15 protein-coding genes are annotated in these 16776 nt (G+C 41.7%); 13 read left to right on the top strand and 2 right to left on the bottom strand.

Annotated features, from left to right (window positions below; genetic code table 11):
* Positions 1-6 precede the first annotated feature (6 nt).
* The 13 genes from purF (at position 7) to purB (ending at position 11503) form a co-directional block, all read left to right on the top strand.
* Positions 7-1449, top strand: a complete 1443-nt coding sequence (gene purF, locus SK629_RS00360) for an amidophosphoribosyltransferase (protein WP_042900090.1) — start codon at positions 7-9, stop codon at positions 1447-1449.
* A 38-nt stretch (positions 1450-1487) separates the two neighbouring features.
* Entirely contained in the window at positions 1488-2510 is a 1023-nt protein-coding gene (gene purM, locus SK629_RS00365) for a phosphoribosylformylglycinamidine cyclo-ligase (protein ID WP_042900091.1), read from the top strand.
* The gene (gene purN / locus SK629_RS00370) at positions 2507-3058 is read left to right on the top strand and encodes a phosphoribosylglycinamide formyltransferase (protein ID WP_042900092.1); all 552 of its coding nucleotides are present in this window, start codon (positions 2507-2509) and stop codon (positions 3056-3058) included. The genes purM and purN overlap by 4 nt, the downstream gene beginning before the upstream one ends.
* A gap of 43 nt (positions 3059-3101) precedes the next feature.
* Positions 3102-3566: a GNAT family N-acetyltransferase gene (locus SK629_RS00375; RefSeq protein ID WP_042900093.1), complete on the top strand. Its 465-nt coding sequence runs from the start codon at positions 3102-3104 to the stop codon at positions 3564-3566.
* A gap of 1 nt (position 3567) precedes the next feature.
* Positions 3568-5115, top strand: coding sequence for a bifunctional phosphoribosylaminoimidazolecarboxamide formyltransferase/IMP cyclohydrolase (purH, locus tag SK629_RS00380; protein ID WP_042900094.1), 1548 nt, complete (start codon positions 3568-3570; stop codon positions 5113-5115).
* Positions 5116-5236: 121 nt separating this feature from the next.
* On the top strand, positions 5237-6499 hold the full coding sequence (gene purD, locus SK629_RS00385) for a phosphoribosylamine--glycine ligase (protein WP_042900097.1): 1263 nt from the start codon (positions 5237-5239) through the stop codon (positions 6497-6499).
* A gap of 82 nt (positions 6500-6581) precedes the next feature.
* Entirely contained in the window at positions 6582-6710 is a 129-nt protein-coding gene (locus SK629_RS12545) for a phosphoribosylaminoimidazole carboxylase (protein ID WP_080710143.1), read from the top strand.
* 31 nt (positions 6711-6741) lie between these two features.
* Entirely contained in the window at positions 6742-7233 is a 492-nt protein-coding gene (purE, locus tag SK629_RS00390; RefSeq protein ID WP_042900099.1) for a 5-(carboxyamino)imidazole ribonucleotide mutase, read from the top strand.
* Positions 7220-8311, top strand: a complete 1092-nt coding sequence (gene purK / locus SK629_RS00395; RefSeq protein ID WP_042900100.1) for a 5-(carboxyamino)imidazole ribonucleotide synthase — start codon at positions 7220-7222, stop codon at positions 8309-8311. Before purE ends, purK begins: the two co-directional genes overlap by 14 nt.
* Positions 8312-8320: 9 nt before the next feature.
* On the top strand, positions 8321-8548 hold the full coding sequence (locus SK629_RS00400) for a hypothetical protein (RefSeq protein ID WP_042900101.1): 228 nt from the start codon (positions 8321-8323) through the stop codon (positions 8546-8548).
* Between the two features lie 82 nt (positions 8549-8630).
* Positions 8631-9560: a hypothetical protein gene (locus SK629_RS00405; protein WP_042900102.1), complete on the top strand. Its 930-nt coding sequence runs from the start codon at positions 8631-8633 to the stop codon at positions 9558-9560.
* A gap of 1 nt (position 9561) precedes the next feature.
* A complete protein-coding gene (locus SK629_RS00410; RefSeq protein ID WP_042900103.1) occupies positions 9562-10137 on the top strand; it encodes a hypothetical protein in 576 nt (191 codons plus the stop codon).
* A 67-nt stretch (positions 10138-10204) separates the two neighbouring features.
* Positions 10205-11503 (top strand): adenylosuccinate lyase, encoded by a 1299-nt coding sequence (purB, locus tag SK629_RS00415; protein WP_042900104.1) that lies wholly within the window; start codon positions 10205-10207, stop codon positions 11501-11503.
* Between the two features lie 56 nt (positions 11504-11559).
* On the opposite strand, the gene strH is transcribed toward purB, so the two are convergent.
* Positions 11560-15381: an LPXTG-anchored beta-N-acetylhexosaminidase StrH gene (strH, locus tag SK629_RS00420; RefSeq protein ID WP_042900105.1), complete on the bottom strand. Its 3822-nt coding sequence runs from the start codon at positions 15379-15381 to the stop codon at positions 11560-11562.
* Positions 15382-15788: 407 nt separating this feature from the next.
* Positions 15789-16505, bottom strand: coding sequence for a GntR family transcriptional regulator (locus SK629_RS00425; RefSeq protein WP_042900106.1), 717 nt, complete (start codon positions 16503-16505; stop codon positions 15789-15791).
* Between the last annotated feature and the right edge of the window lie 271 nt (positions 16506-16776).

A 16776-nucleotide genomic window follows, 5' to 3' on the forward strand; every position in this document is an offset into this window, starting at 1 on the left:
TATAAAATGACATACGAAGTAAAATCTCTTAATGAAGAATGTGGTGTTTTCGGTATCTGGGGACATCCAGATGCTGCTAAATTGACCTATTTTGGTCTCCACAGTCTTCAGCACCGTGGTCAGGAGGGGGCAGGAATCCTCTCCAATGACCAAGGAAAACTAAAGCGCCATCGCGATATGGGGCTTCTATCAGAAGTCTTCAGAAATCCTGCTAATTTGGATAAATTGACAGGAACTAGTGCGATTGGGCATGTGCGTTATGCGACTGCTGGCGAAGCTTCTGTAGATAACATCCAGCCCTTCCTCTTCCGTTTTCACGATATGCAGTTTGGCTTGGCTCATAATGGGAATCTGACCAATGCAACCTCTCTTAAGAAAGAGTTAGAAGAAAGAGGAGCCATTTTCAGCGCGACTTCGGACTCGGAAATCTTGGCTCACCTCATTCGTCGCAGTCATAATCCGAACTTAATGGGCAAAATCAAGGAGGCGCTCAGTCTTGTCAAAGGTGGCTTTGCCTATATCTTACTGTTTGAAGACAAGTTGATTGCGGCTCTTGATCCTAATGGTTTCCGTCCTCTTTCTATCGGGAAAATGGCCAATGGAGCGGTGGTTGTTTCCTCTGAAACCTGCGCTTTTGAAGTCATTGGTGCTGAGTGGATTCGTGATTTGAAGCCAGGTGAGATTGTGATCATTGATGACAAGGGCATCCAGTATGACAGCTATACAGATGAAACCCAGTTAGCGATTTGTTCAATGGAGTATATCTACTTTGCTCGTCCTGATTCTAATATCCACGGTGTCAATGTCCATACTGCACGTAAACGTATGGGTGCCCAATTGGCGCGTGAATTCAAGCATGAGGCAGATATCGTGGTCGGTGTACCCAATTCTTCCCTCAGCGCAGCTATGGGTTTTGCAGAAGAATCTGGTCTGCCAAATGAAATGGGACTTATTAAGAATCAATACACTCAACGTACCTTTATCCAACCGACTCAAGAATTGCGGGAGCAAGGGGTGCGGATGAAACTGTCTGCTGTTTCAGGCGTTGTGAAAGGCAAACGTGTGGTCATGGTGGATGATTCCATTGTTCGTGGGACAACGTCTCGCCGTATCGTCCAGCTCTTGAAAGAAGCAGGTGCGACCGAGGTTCACGTTGCTATTGGAAGTCCAGCGTTAGCTTATCCATGCTTCTACGGGATTGATATCCAGACCCGTCAGGAGCTGATTGCAGCTAATCATACGGTCGAAGAAACTCGCCAAATCATTGGTGCGGACAGTCTGACTTATCTTTCAATTGATGGTTTGATTGAGTCGATTGGGATTGAAACAGATGCGCCAAATGGTGGTCTCTGTGTCGCTTACTTTGACGGTGACTACCCAACGCCTCTCTACGACTATGAAGAAGACTATCGTAGAAGTTTAGAAGAAAAGACTAGTTTTTACAAGTGAGTTACTGAGATTCTCCATAAAAGAAAAGGAATAAAGAAATGGCAAATAAAAATGCGTACGCTCAATCTGGTGTGGATGTTGAAGCGGGTTATGAAGTTGTTGAACGGATTAAAAAGCACGTGGCTCGTACGGAGCGTGCAGGTGTCATGGGAGCTCTGGGTGGCTTTGGTGGTATGTTTGACCTTTCAAAGACTGGGGTTAAAGAACCCGTCTTGATTTCAGGAACTGACGGTGTCGGAACCAAGCTCATGCTGGCTATCAAGTACGACAAGCACGATACCATCGGTCAGGACTGTGTAGCCATGTGTGTCAATGATATCATCGCTGCAGGTGCGGAGCCCCTCTATTTCCTTGACTACGTCGCAACTGGCAAGAATGAACCAGCTAAGCTAGAACAAGTGGTTGCTGGTGTGGCTGAAGGTTGTGTGCAAGCTGGTGCAGCCCTTATCGGTGGTGAAACAGCTGAAATGCCTGGCATGTATGGCGAAAATGACTATGACTTGGCTGGTTTTGCGGTCGGGGTGGCTGAAAAATCTCAAATCATTGACGGTTCCAAGGTGTCAGAAGGTGATGTTCTTCTCGGACTTGCTTCAAGTGGGATTCATTCCAATGGTTACTCTCTCGTCCGTCGTGTCTTTGCGGATTACACAGGTGAGGAAATCTTGCCAGAATTGGAAGGCAAGAAACTCAAGGAAGTTCTTCTTGAGCCGACTCGTATCTATGTCAAGGCTGTCTTACCACTCATCAAGGAAGGGTTGGTTAACGGCATTGCCCACATCACTGGTGGTGGCTTTATCGAAAATGTCCCTCGTATGTTTGCAGCTGACTTGACTGCTGAGATTGAGGAAGACAAGATTCCAGTTTTACCGATTTTCAAAGCCCTTGAAAAATACGGTCAGATCAAACATGAAGAAATGTTTGAAATCTTCAATATGGGTGTGGGACTTATGCTAGCAGTTAGCCCTGAAAATGTAAGTCGTGTCAAGGAATTGTTGGATGAACCAGTCTATGAAATTGGTCGTATCGTCAAGAAAGAAAACGAAAGTGTCATCATCAAATGAAAAAAATAGCGGTTTTTGCCTCTGGTAATGGCTCAAATTTTCAGGTGATTGCCGAAGAATTTCCAGTGGAGTTTGTCTTTTCAGACCATCGTAATGCCTATGTGCTTGAGCGAGCAGACAAGCTCGGAGTTCTGTCCTATGCTTTTGAACTCAAGGAGTTTGAGAGCAAGGCAGACTACGAAGTGGCCCTTGTCGAACTCTTGGAAGAACACCAGATTGACTTGGTTTGTCTAGCAGGCTACATGAAAATCGTTGGGCCCACCTTATTGGCAGCTTATGAAGGACGAATCATCAATATTCATCCAGCCTACTTGCCAGAATTTCCAGGAGTTCATGGGATTGTGGATGCTTGGAATGCTGGCGTTGCTGAGAGCGGCGTTACCATTCACTGGGTGGACTCAGGTGTGGATACAGGAAAGGTTATCAAACAAGTTCGTGTACCACGGTTAGCTGATGATACGATTGATAGCTTTGAAGCTCGTATCCATGCCACCGAGTATCAGCTCTATCCTCAAGTGTTGGAGAGTTTAGAGGTGGGTAGAAGATAAGAAGTAAATCAAGTTTTGATTGTGAAATCTTGCTGTAGAAAAAATGATTAATTTGAAATTAGTAGATGAGAATAGTTTTCAGGCCGTGCTGGATTTGAAAATATCTGAAGCTGATGAACGAGCATGTTTCGTGTCTCCAAATGTACGCTCTTTAGCTGACGCATGGCTCTACCGAGAGAATGGGGATGTGTTTCCAATGGCAATCTATTGGAATGAGCTTGTAGTTGGTTTTCTCCTGTTGGAAATAGATAAGGATGAAGCGGAATACTTTATCTGGCGGATAATGATTGGCCAGCAGTACCAAGGAAGAGGTTATGGACGAAAAGCCTTGGAAGTTCTGATCAAAAAGGCTCAGATGGATAGCATTTGCAATCATATTATTGCAGATTATGTGGTTGGAAATGAAAAAATGAAGCACCTGCTGACTAGTCTGGGTTTTCAGGAAACAGGATTTATAGAAGAAAATAACGAAGTCGCTATGCGCTTGGATTTAAAGAAAGAGGAATAGAATGACGAAAAAAGCCTTGATCAGTGTCTCAGACAAATCGGGCATTGTTAAATTTGCCCAAGAACTTAAAAAACTCGGTTGGGATATTATCTCAACAGGTGGGACCAAGGTTGCCCTTGATACAGCTGGGGTGAAGACCATTGCCATCGATGATGTGACTGGTTTTCCAGAGATGATGGATGGCCGTGTCAAGACCCTTCATCCAAATATCCACGGGGGACTTTTGGCTCGTCGTGACTTGTATAGTCACTTGGAAGCAGCTAAGGAGAACCAGATTGAGCTCATTGATCTTATTGTGGTAAACCTTTACCCATTTAAGGAAACCATCCTCAAACCGGACGTGACTTACGCTGATGCAGTTGAAAACATTGATATCGGTGGGCCATCTATGCTTCGTTCAGCAGCGAAGAACCACGCTAGCGTAACAGTTGTGGTAGACCCTGCTGACTATGCAGTGGTTTTGGAAGAATTGTCAGCAAACGGTGAAACAACTTATGAAACTCGCCAACGTTTGGCAGCCAAGGTTTTCCGTCACACAGCGGCTTATGACGCTTTGATTGCAGAATACTTCACAGCTCAAGTGGGTGAAGTAAAACCTGAAAAACTGACCTTGACCTATGACCTCAAGCAAGCAATGCGTTACGGTGAAAACCCTCAACAAGATGCAGACTTTTACCAAAAAGCTTTGCCAACGGATTACTCGATTGCTTCAGCTAAACAGCTCAACGGTAAGGAATTATCCTTTAACAATATCCGTGATGCGGATGCGGCTATTCGTATCATCCGTGATTTTAAAGACCGTCCAACCGTTGTAGCTCTCAAACACATGAATCCATGTGGAATTGGTCAGGCGGATGATATAGAAACAGCTTGGGATTACGCTTATGAGTCTGATCCAGTATCAATTTTCGGTGGTATCGTCGTTCTCAACCGTGAAGTAGATGCTACGACGGCTGAGAAGATGCATGGCGTTTTCCTTGAAATCATCATCGCACCGAGCTATACGGATGAAGCACTAGCCATTTTGACCAACAAAAAGAAAAACTTGCGCATTCTTGCCTTGCCATTTGACGCTCAAGATGCTAGTGAAGTGGAAGCGGAGTACACAGGCGTGGTCGGTGGACTTCTAGTGCAAAACCAAGATGTGGTGAAAGAAAGCCCAGCCGATTGGCAAGTGGTGACCAAACGCCAACCAACTGAGACAGAAGCGACAGCTCTTGAGTTCGCTTGGAAGGCTATCAAGTATGTCAAATCAAACGGAATTATCGTGACCAACGACCACATGACACTGGGTGTTGGTCCAGGTCAAACTAATCGTGTGGCCTCTGTTCGTATTGCCATTGACCAAGCCAAAGACCGCCTTGACGGTGCTGTACTTGCTTCGGATGCCTTCTTCCCATTTGCGGATAACGTGGAAGAAATCGCCAAAGCAGGTATCAAGGCCATCATCCAGCCAGGAGGCTCAGTCCGTGACCAAGAATCTATCGAAGCAGCGAACAAGTATGGCTTGACCATGGTTTTCACAGGCGTGAGACATTTTAGACATTAAGAACACTAAAGGGAAGAAAACAGTTTCTTTCCTTTTTTGCTTAAAAATGCTTAATAAAACAAGATTAAAACGAACGTTTGTGTTATAATGTTAGTAAATAATTCGCAAAAGAGGTTGAGAAATGAAACTACTTGTTGTCGGTTCGGGTGGTCGTGAACATGCGATTGCTAAGAAGTTGCTTAAGTCAAAAGAGGTAGAAAAGGTTTTTGTTGCTCCTGGGAATGATGGGATGACTCTGGATGGTTTGGATTTGGTAAATATCTCCATTTCCGAACATTCTAAATTGATTGAGTTTGCAAAAGTCAACGATATTGCTTGGTCCTTTATCGGGCCAGATGATGCTCTTGCGGCTGGTATCGTGGATGATTTTAACCAAGCTGGTCTCAAAGCCTTTGGTCCGACAAGATTGGCAGCTGAGCTGGAGTGGTCCAAGGATTTTGCCAAGGAAATCATGGTCAAATATGGCGTTCCGACAGCAGCCTATGGCACATTCTCGGACTTTGAGGAAGCCAAGGCCTATATCGAAAAGCAGGGGGCTCCTATCGTGGTCAAGGCGGATGGTTTGGCCCTTGGGAAGGGTGTTGTCGTTGCTGAGACAGTCGAGCAAGCAGTCGAAGCAGCTCACGAGATGCTTTTGGACAATAAATTTGGTGACTCAGGTGCGCGTGTGGTTATTGAGGAATTCCTTGAAGGAGAGGAATTTTCACTCTTTGCCTTTGTCAATGGTGATAAGTTCTACATCATGCCAACGGCTCAGGATCACAAACGTGCCTATGACGGCGACAAAGGGCCTAACACTGGTGGGATGGGTGCCTATGCGCCAGTTCCTCACTTGTCACAGAGCGTGGTTGATACAGCGGTTGACACCATTGTCAAGCCAGTCCTTGAAGGGATGATTAAAGAAGACCGCCCGTATCTTGGTGTACTTTACGCAGGGCTTATTTTAACAGCAGATGGACCTAAAGTTATCGAGTTCAATGCTCGTTTTGGAGATCCCGAAACTCAGATTATCTTGCCACGATTGACGTCTGACTTTGCACAAAATATCACGGATATTCTCGATGGCAAGGAGCCGAAGATCACATGGACGAACAAGGGTGTGACTCTAGGTGTGGTTGTTGCATCCAAGGGCTATCCGCTAGATTATGCAAAGGGTGTCGAGTTGCCAACTAAGACAGAAGGCAATATCATCACCTACTATGCCGGAGCTAAATTTGCTGAAAATGGGGAAGACCTTCTTTCAAACGGAGGCCGTGTCTATATGCTTGTCACCACTGCTGATACCGTCAAAGAAGCCCAAGAAACCATCTACAAGGAACTTGACAAACAAAATACAGAAGGCCTCTTTTACCGAAAAGATATCGGAAGCAAGGCAATTAAGTAAAGATATAAGAATAATGCGACGAAGTCGCCAAATACGATAATGGTCGCATAACTTGCGAGCGTTAGCGAGCTAATATAGAACAATCACCGCCGTTGTCAAAGAACGATTGGATGATAATCCAATCGTTCAGGGAAATTGGAAGACCTTGGGCTTCCAATTTAGGCATGAGACACCTTTGGTGGCTGCTGCCGTCCCTCACAACTTAAGGTGATTGAAAAAAGAAAGGAAAGAAAAGGAAAATTATGACTAAACCAATTATTTCCATCATCATGGGCTCAAAATCCGACTGGGCAACTATGCAAAAAACCGCCGAAGTCCTAGACCGCTTCGGTATAACCTATGAAAAGAAAGTTGTCTCTGCCCACCGCACACCAGACCTTATGTTCAGACATGCCGAAGAAGCACGTAGTCGTGGTATTAAGGTTATTATTGCGGGTGCTGGTGGCGCAGCCCATTTGCCAGGTATGGTAGCAGCGAAAACAACGCTTCCTGTCATCGGAGTACCTGTCAAGTCGCGCGCTCTTAGTGGCGTAGACTCGCTCTACTCTATTGTTCAAATGCCGGGTGGAGTGCCAGTCGCAACTATGGCTATCGGTGAAGCTGGCGCGACAAATGCGGCTCTCTTCGCCCTCCGTCTTCTTTCAGTAGAGGATCAGGCTATCGCGACAGCTTTGGCAGATTTCGCAGAAGAGCAAGGAAAAATTGCAGAGGAGTCGTCAAATGAGCTCATCTAAAACAATCGGAATTATCGGTGGCGGTCAGCTGGGTCAAATGATGACCATTTCTGCTATCTACATGGGACACAAGGTTATCGCGCTGGATCCTGCGGCGGATTGCCCAGCCTCTCGCGTGGCGAAAATCATCGTAGCGCCTTATAATGATGTGAACGCCCTTCGTCAGTTGGCTGAGCGATGCGACGTCCTCACTTATGAGTTTGAAAATGTCGATGCTGACGGTCTGGATGCGGTTATCAAGGATGGACAACTCCCTCAAGGGACAGACCTGCTTCGCATCTCTCAAAATCGCATTTTTGAAAAGGATTTTCTCTCAAACAAGGCCAAAGTCACCGTTGCACCCTACAAGGTTGTGACTTCAAGTCAAGATTTGGCAGATATGGACCTGTCTAAAAACTATGTTCTCAAGACTGCGACAGGTGGCTACGATGGCCATGGTCAAAAGGTTATTCGTTCAGAAGCAGACTTGGGAGAAGCCTATGCGCTAGCAGATTCAGCAGACTGCGTTTTGGAAGAATTTGTCAACTTTGACCTTGAGATTTCAGTCATCGTGTCTGGTAATGGCAAGGATGTGACGGTTTTCCCAGTTCAGGAAAATATCCATCGTAACAACATCCTATCTAAAACAATTGTGCCTGCTCGCATTTCTGATAGTCTAGCTGAGAAAGCTAAAGATATGGCTCTACGAATTGCAGAACAACTGCACTTGTCTGGAACTCTTTGCGTGGAAATGTTTGCGACGGCTGATGATATTATCGTTAATGAGATTGCCCCACGTCCACATAACTCAGGGCACTACTCGATTGAAGCCTGCGACTTCTCTCAGTTTGATACCCATATCTTAGGCGTTCTGGGAGCACCATTGCCCGCCATTAAACTGCATGCACCAGCTGTTATGCTCAATGTTCTCGGCCAACATGTTGAGACCGCTGAAAAATATGTCATAGAAAATCCAAGCGCCCACCTCCACATGTATGGTAAAATAGAAGCGAAGCACAACCGCAAGATGGGACATGTGACCTTGTTTAGTGATGTGCCAGATAGTGTGGATGAGTTTGGGAAAGGGATAGATTTTTAGGATAAGACTATGATACAAATTATTGTCAATGCATTTGTTGAAAAAGAGAAGACTGGAGCAGTCGTCGAAGTCTTGTATGCTAGTAGTGATCACGAAAAAGCGAAAGCTAAGTATGAAGAGCTAGTTGCACGATACCCTGAAAACTATTTAGCTATCTATGATCTACCGTTAGATACGGATTTGAATACACTGGATCATTATCCATCTGTGTGGATTGGGAAAGAAGAATTTGAGTAATATTTACTATTTTATAGTGAGTAAGTTAGTATAAATAATAGAGAAATTATTGTTGTAGATAGAAAATAGAGAGTTTTAAATAATGGAAGTTTTTGTTGCAAAGTTAAATGTTGAACCTACAGTGCTTGATTTGTATGAAGAAGCAAATCTATTAGAGACTGTCATTCCAACTTCTTTAAACATGATTTTTGATAGGTTAGATGAAGACAAAGGTATCATAGGTTATAGAATAACTAATGATATTGAATCAATAAAAAAATCTAAATTGTATCAAGAAATATTGCAATATAGAGAAAATTTGATTTCTGAGTATTACAAGGTTGTGGCTATTTTTGAAGATAGTGGTGAGATTGTCTATAGTAAAGCCTATATGTCTTTAAGGTCAATGCTTAAAGCGAAAATAGATGAACTATTTGTAACTTTTCCATTTTTAAAAAATTCAGAAGAAATCAAAGTATCATCATTTTCTAAGGGTAAAATTTCGGAAATACAAATGGGAATAACTTATATTGATAGAGTTAATAGGATTGAAAAATTTTTATTTTATAATTCTAAAGATATAAGGGTGATTAATTTTTACTATGATACTTCATGTGAATGGATTTATATTCCTGTATCGATGCTAATTACTGATGATATTGTAAATGAACTAAATTCTATTATTAGTGAAATTGAAGATAAAATTAATAATTTTAAAAATATAACAGATATTGGAAATGTTTCTGTAAATCTAGTTTATGACGATTTCAAAATTAAACCAGGAAAGTATAAAGAAATTATAGTTACGAAAGTATACCCTAATGGACATCCTGCACTGGATAGAGGAAAAGCCTTAAGAGCTGCTAGAATTGAGACAAAATATAAAGCGGCTCAAGGAGAAACATTTAACGAATTAGAAATTGAGGATGAGGCAAAAGTAGATGCAGAAAAAGGCTATTTATCTTCTATTTTTGCTAGAGGTAAAAATCTTATTGAAAATACAATTTTAAGAAGAAATATTAGGGAGGATTAATATGTCTGAACTAGAAAAATTTAATAGAGTAGAGATAAATAAATTTAAAATTGTGTCTCGTGTTTGGAAAAAACAAATTTTTCCAAAGTGGTTAATTTGTAGCTGGGTATTAATTTCTATATCGATATTTATTCTTAGATTATTGTCTCAGAATTTTAGTTTTATTCAAATTCAATGGATAAGTTTTTCTAGTTTTATATTTCCGGGAGTGACAGGACTTTCTTTTGCAGTAACTATGCTTAATGCCACAAGAAATCTTTTTAGCACAGAAGATTTAGTTGCAATGTTTAATTATTGTTATTCAAAAGATAAGGACACACTACAAAAGGGGGATTTATTTTATAGAACAATTACTCCATATATAACAGCGTCATTTCTTTGGTTGGTTATTTCAATTTTCGCTTTGATAAGTAGTTTAATTGATATAAGTTTCCCCTTTATAGTTAAAGAAATACTAAATTTATTTTTTTATAGTTTAGTTATTGCAGGTCTATTAAATTTATGGTTTTTAGTAACCGTACATTTGGATGATATTTCAATAAAAGTTAATGATGAGTTAGATAAACTTGAAGAATGAAAACATGATTAAAGAGTATGGAAATATATATCAGATTTTCAAGAAAATAGATTAAGGAGATAAAACAATGATCAACCGTTACTCTCGCCCTGAGATGGCGAATATTTGGAGTGAAGAAAATAAATACCGTGCTTGGCTTGAGGTGGAAATCTTGGCTGACGAGGCATGGGCTGAGTTGGGGGAAATCCCTAAGGAAGATGTGGCTTTGATTCGCGAGAAAGCGGACTTTGACATCGACCGTATTTTAGAGATTGAGCAGGAGACGCGCCATGATGTGGTTGCCTTCACGCGTGCGGTTTCTGAGACGCTTGGTGAAGAGCGCAAGTGGGTCCACTATGGTTTGACTTCTACCGATGTGGTAGATACGGCCTACGGTTACCTCTACAAGCAGGCCAACGACATCATCCGTCGTGACCTTGAAAATTTCACCAACATCATCGCTGATAAGGCTAAGGAGCACAAGTTTACCATCATGATGGGGCGTACCCACGGTGTGCACGCTGAGCCTACAACCTTTGGTCTTAAATTGGCGACTTGGTACAGCGAAATGAAGCGCAATATCGAGCGTTTCGAACATGCGGCTGCGGGTGTGGAAGCTGGTAAGATTTCTGGTGCGGTTGGAAACTTCGCTAATATCCCACCATTTGTTGAGCAATATGTCTGCGACAAACTTGGTATCCGTGCCCAAGAAATCTCTACACAGGTCCTTCCTCGTGACCTTCATGCTGAGTACTTTGCGGTTCTTGCTAGCATCGCGACTTCAATCGAGCGTATGGCGACTGAAATTCGCGGTTTGCAAAAATCTGAGCAACGCGAAGTGGAAGAATTCTTTGCCAAAGGACAAAAAGGTTCATCTGCTATGCCTCACAAACGCAACCCTATCGGTTCTGAAAACATGACAGGTTTGGCGCGTGTTATCCGTGGTCATATGCTTACGGCCTATGAGAACGTTGCTCTCTGGCACGAACGCGACATTTCCCACTCATCAGCTGAGCGTATCATCACACCAGATACGACCATTTTGATTGACTACATGCTCAACCGTTTTGGAAATATCGTCAAGAACTTGACGGTCTTCCCAGAAAACATGATCCGCAACATGAACTCGACTTTCGGTCTGATCTTTAGCCAACGTGCTATGTTGACCTTGATTGAAAAAGGCATGACGCGTGAGCAAGCCTATGACTTGGTGCAACCAAAAACAGCTTACTCTTGGGACAATCAAGTAGACTTTAAACCTCTTCTCGAAGCAGATCCAGAGGTAACATCACGCCTTACACAAGAGGAAATCGATGAAATCTTTAACCCTCTTTACTACACTAAACGAGTGGATGATATCTTTGAACGTCTAGGACTGGGTGATTAATTTAAAAAATAAACAGCGAGCTTTAATCTCGCTGTTTATTTTTTTATTGAAAAGACTTAGTCTTCTTTTCTTTTAGTGAGTCCATAGACTGCTAGTGTGGCCATGAGTCCTGCGACTACTAGTCCTGCAGAATGGTGACTTCCTGTTTCAGGAAGTTTTTTCTCTGTTGCTACAGGATCTTGACCTTGAGGAAGAGCTTTGTTTTCCTCAGCAGGAGCAGTTGCTAGAGCTGGTTGGCTTGGGATTTCTAGTTTTGGTTTTTCTTCAGCAATAGCGGCTGCTTGTCTGTGTTCATCGCCTACATGTGTTACCAGAGTTCCTACTTCGACTATTTGTGTAACAGCTTCCTGCGCTACGACACTATCTACAAGTGTTTTCACTTCCTTACCATCAACAGTGCTCACAGAGTAGAAGTTGCTACGATGTCCATTGATGCCCTTAGTAAGGACTTGTGTTTTTCCTTTGAGCAAGAGTGGATTTTCACGAGTCACTGTGGTAAATGGAATTTCTTCCTCTTGAACATCCAGTCTAGGTTTTACCTCAGTAGTTGGTGCAAGACCACTTTCATCACCCTTGTGAGTTACAGGAGTACCGACTTCAACCACTTGGTTCACAGCTTCTTTGGTTATCAGGCTATCAAGGATTGTTTCGGTTGTTTTTCCATTTTCAGTGAGTACAGAGATGTAATGAGTTCGTTCACCTTTGATTCCTGCTGTGATAATATTTTGCTGACCAGCTGGAAGGTTAGGATTTTCTTTCTTGATAACATCAAATGGAATTTCTTCAGTTCTTGTGATGAGTTCTGGCCTGGTTTCAACATTGGCAACCACTTCATTTTCATCCAGGCTTCCTGAGTGAGTTGCAGCTGGTTTGAGACCTAAGCGAGCAGCTCTTAGTTTGGCTACAAGTGTGTCAACTTCAGCTTGTTTATTACGGTTGAGGTTGTAATTTAGAGCTGTTTTAGTTGCACTTAGGGTGTCTAAGCTTTCCTTGCTGTATCCTTCTAAGTTTTCAGGAATTTGTGCGATTTCTTCGCGGAGAGCATTATAATTAGCTCGGAAGTAGTCTTTATTGTGGTCTGCAAAGGCAGTCATGAGTTCAAAGATTTCTTCCTCCTTGTACTCTGCACTTGGTTTATCTGCCCAGATAGCAAGCATACTTCCGACTGTTGGAAGATCTACTTCAGGATACTTGGTAGAAGCAAGTTGATTGAATGGAATTTTACCAGAATTTTCAACTGCTTTTGAAAGTGGATAAGCTTCGTCTGGTTTGTGATTGCCTAAAACATAGTACCAGTCTCCGTTGGTGTTGAGGAGTTTGTAGCCTTTGCTTGCTATGTACTGAGGAGTTGCAAGATTGTACCCCCACCATCCTTTAGACCAGTAAGAGATGATGACATCCTTATCAAACTCAACATCATCCTTGTCTTCATAGTAGAAGCCATCGTTGAAGGCCATTGGTTGAAGACCTCTCTCTTTGGCCATGGCAGCGAGGGTGTTGGCATATTCGGCAAATTTGCCATAGAGTTGATACCATTTGAGGTAGTACCAGCCTTGGGCACTAGTAGCATCGTTGGCATATTCGTCAGTACCAAAGTTGAAAATCTTGGTTTTTCCTGCAAAGAAGTCCATGTATTTACCGATGAGGGCTTTTACAAAGTTCATCGCTTCTTCGTTTCTCAAGTCCATAGTTGTTTTGGAGACTTTATCAAAGTGGGCTTGAGGATTTTTAATACCTAATTTTTCCATGGCAACCAGCATAGCATCCATGTGACCTGGACTGTTAATAGCTGGGATGAGACCGATGCCCTTGGATTTAGCGTATTCAATTAGTTCTGTCACTTCTGCCTGTGTAAGTGCAGTCCCGTTTGGATCATCGTAGTAAGCTTTTGTTCCTTGGATGATAGCATTTTTGACATCATCACTTGTATAGGTTTTTCCGTTGGCAGTGATGATCATATCATCGAGTAGGAAGCGAAGTCCGTCATTTCCTAGAAGGAGATGGACATCAGAATATCCGAGCTCACTAGCCTTATATACGATGCGTTTGAGCTGGTCAAGAGTAAAGTATTTGCGTCCAGCATCGATTGAGATTACCTTGTTTTTAGCAAGTTTTTCAACCTCACGTTTAGCATCTTCTTCTTTTTGAGCTTCTGGTGTGAAGGTCAAATTGCTGACTGCTTCTTGAAGTTTTGCAATTGCTTGGTCAATCGTATCTTGTTGGGCACGGCTGAGGTTACTATCAAGCGAACGGATAGCTTTTGTCGCTTCATTAACTGCTGCGACGCTTTCTGCAGTATAACGGTTAAGGTCTTTGGGTACCTCGTTAAGTGCTTGTTCTGCAGACTCATAATCAGCTGCGAAGTATTCAGCATTAGAATTTGCGAATTGACGCATGAGTTTGAAGAGGCGTGACGGTGAATAACGTGCAGATGGAGTGTCAGCCCAAGCAGCTACCATACCACCGATGAATGGAATAGTTGCACCGTCGGATTTTGGTACCGAAGTGATTGGAGTGTTCTTGATACCGTTTAGGCCTTGATCAAGGTTGTACCAACCTTGGCCATCTGCATTTCGCCCAAGAACATAGTACCAAGCATCGTTAGTGTTTAGGATTTGGTGACCTTTTTCTACTAGAAGTTTAGAAGAAGCGACGTCGTAACCTCCCCAACCACCAGTCCACATTGAAACGATGATATCTTTGTCAAAAGTTCCGAAGCTAGTATCACTATTATAGTAGATACCATCATTGAAGGCCATTGGTTTGAGGCCGTGCGACTTGACGATGTGAGCAAGATCATTAGCGTAAGTGATGAATTTACTATATTTTCCTTTTGTTTGAAGGACAGTCCAACCTTTAGCGTTTGTTGCGTCATTGGCATATTCATCAAGTCCGATATTGAAGATTTCAGTCTTTTTCGCGAAATAAGCAGCATATTTATCGATAAGGGCTTTTGTAAAAGCGACTGCTTGTTCGTTGTCAAGATCTACAGTACGGGCTGATTCCTTCCCAAAATAGTTAAAGTTAGGGTTTTGGATTCCTAATTCTTTCATGGCATTGAGGATCGCATCCATGTGACCAGGACTATTTACTGTTGGGATGAGACCGATACCTTTATCTTTGGCATAGTTAATTAGATCTGTCATTTGACTTTCTGTTAAGTGATTGCCGTTTGGATCGTTGTAATAATCATTTGTACCTTTTTCAATGGCACGTTTGACATCGTCACTCGCATAGGTCTTGCCGTTAGCTGTGATGCTCATATCGTCCAACATGAAGCGGAGCCCATCATTTCCAACTAATAGGTGTAAATCAGTGTAGCCATAATGTTTCGCTTTATCGATGATTTCCTTGAGCTGCTCTGGTGAGAAATATTTACGTCCAGCATCAATAGAAACAATTTTCTTTTTCGCTAGTTTTTCATTTACTTGAGTGGCACGTTCAGTAGTCGGAGCGAGTACAGCAGGAGTAGCAGGCTCGTTTTTCTTCTCAGTATTGGCACTCTCTCCGCTTTTTTCCACTTGAGTTGTGTTTTCTGCTTCCGTAGTAGGGGCTGGGCTGGTATGTTCTGTTACTACTGGTGTTACCACATTGTCTGTTTTTGGAACAACTGTGTTAACAGTATCTTTTTCAGTTTTAACTTCCTCTTTTATAGTTTTATCAGCTTGTTTTACAAGTTTTTCTTCTTTATCTTGAATTGGTGCTTCTGATGCTTGTGGGCTATCCGGCACAGCTTGCAAAGTTTCAGTAGTTTTTGGTGTTGGTGTGAGTCCATCTGCAGATACGACTTGCGCACTGAAGGTAAATCCTATCAGTACAGAAGCTGTTCCGACTGCATACTTGCGAATCGAGAAACGCTGTTTTTTGTCTAGTTTCATGATAAAACCTCCTTGATACAACTATTTTGATAACGTTTACATAAAACCAACTTAATTTTATTATCTATATAGTAAAAAGTCAAGTAAATTTATATAATAACTATAACAAACGGAGTAAATCATAATATTTTGGAAATAACAACTTATATAAGAAGGTAAAATTAAGGGAAAATCAGTGATTTTTAACTTATTTTTAGTACAAGTGCTACAAATAAATATATTTATACTCTTCGAAAATCAAATTCAAACCACGTCAACGTCGCCTTGCCGTACTCAAGTACAGCCTGCGGCTAGTTTCCTAGTTTGCTCTTTGATTTTCATTGAGAATTAATAGCGTTTTCATAGTCGCTTTTTTGTGCTTTAATATATATAGAAAAAGCCCAAGCGATTAGGCTCAGGCTTTCTTCTTAGTGATCACGATCACATGAAATGAATTTGATCTTGTAGTAATCCGCTCGTTTATAAGTTTCGCTGTATGCAAGAACTTGACCAGTAGACTCTAGCTTAGTAGTCTTGGTTTGTAAGACGGTTGGGAATTGCTCATCAACTCCGAGGACTGAAGCCGCATGTTCTGGAGTTGGAAATGCTATTTCATTGATTTCTTCAAAATGTTCATCATTCATGTGAATGTGGTAATCTGATTTGAAACGGTTATAGATAGAACTATAATATTCAAGATTTGGATAATTTGCGTTGATGTATTGTTCTGGAATGTAAGATGTGTGGTAGATGTATACGACACCATTCGTTTCGCGTACGCGTTCAATCTTGTAGTAGAACTGGTCACCACGTAGTCCAAGTTTTTCTAAGTAGTTTAATTTGTTTCCGCGCTCAATAGAAAGGACGGTAACTTTATCATCTTTAGTTTCAAAAACTTCTACATCTGAAAACTCCACGAGTTTATGTTTGCGTGCGCGTGAAACGAATGTACCCTTTCCTTGTTGACGGACAATATAGCCATCTTTGGCAAGGTCGTTTAAGGCGCGGACAACGGTTATAGAACTTACATCATACATTGCAATCAATTCTGCTTCAGTGTAGAATTTATCTCCACTGGCAAATTGGCCAGAAATGATTTTGTTCTTCAACTCATCTTTAATATATTGATACTTTGGAATTGCCATATTTTCACCTCGATTTTCCTTTTCCACTAAAAATTTTACCATAAAATTGAAAAGAATAGTAGACTTTTGAATAAAAAAATTAGAATAATAGGGTATAAGGTTAATTTACATCGAAATTAATAGAAAATCATACATTTTTATACAGGGTTTTTAAAGGATACTATTGTTATAGATTAGAGACTTTTATAAGTTTTTTGTGTAAAAGTTAGTTAAAAATGAAAAAAATTGTGAAAGCCTATTGACAAATGCAAAATATTGAGATATAGTTACT

Source organism: Streptococcus mitis (assembly GCF_000722695.1).
Classification (GTDB): Bacteria; Bacillota; Bacilli; order Lactobacillales; family Streptococcaceae; genus Streptococcus; species Streptococcus mitis_O.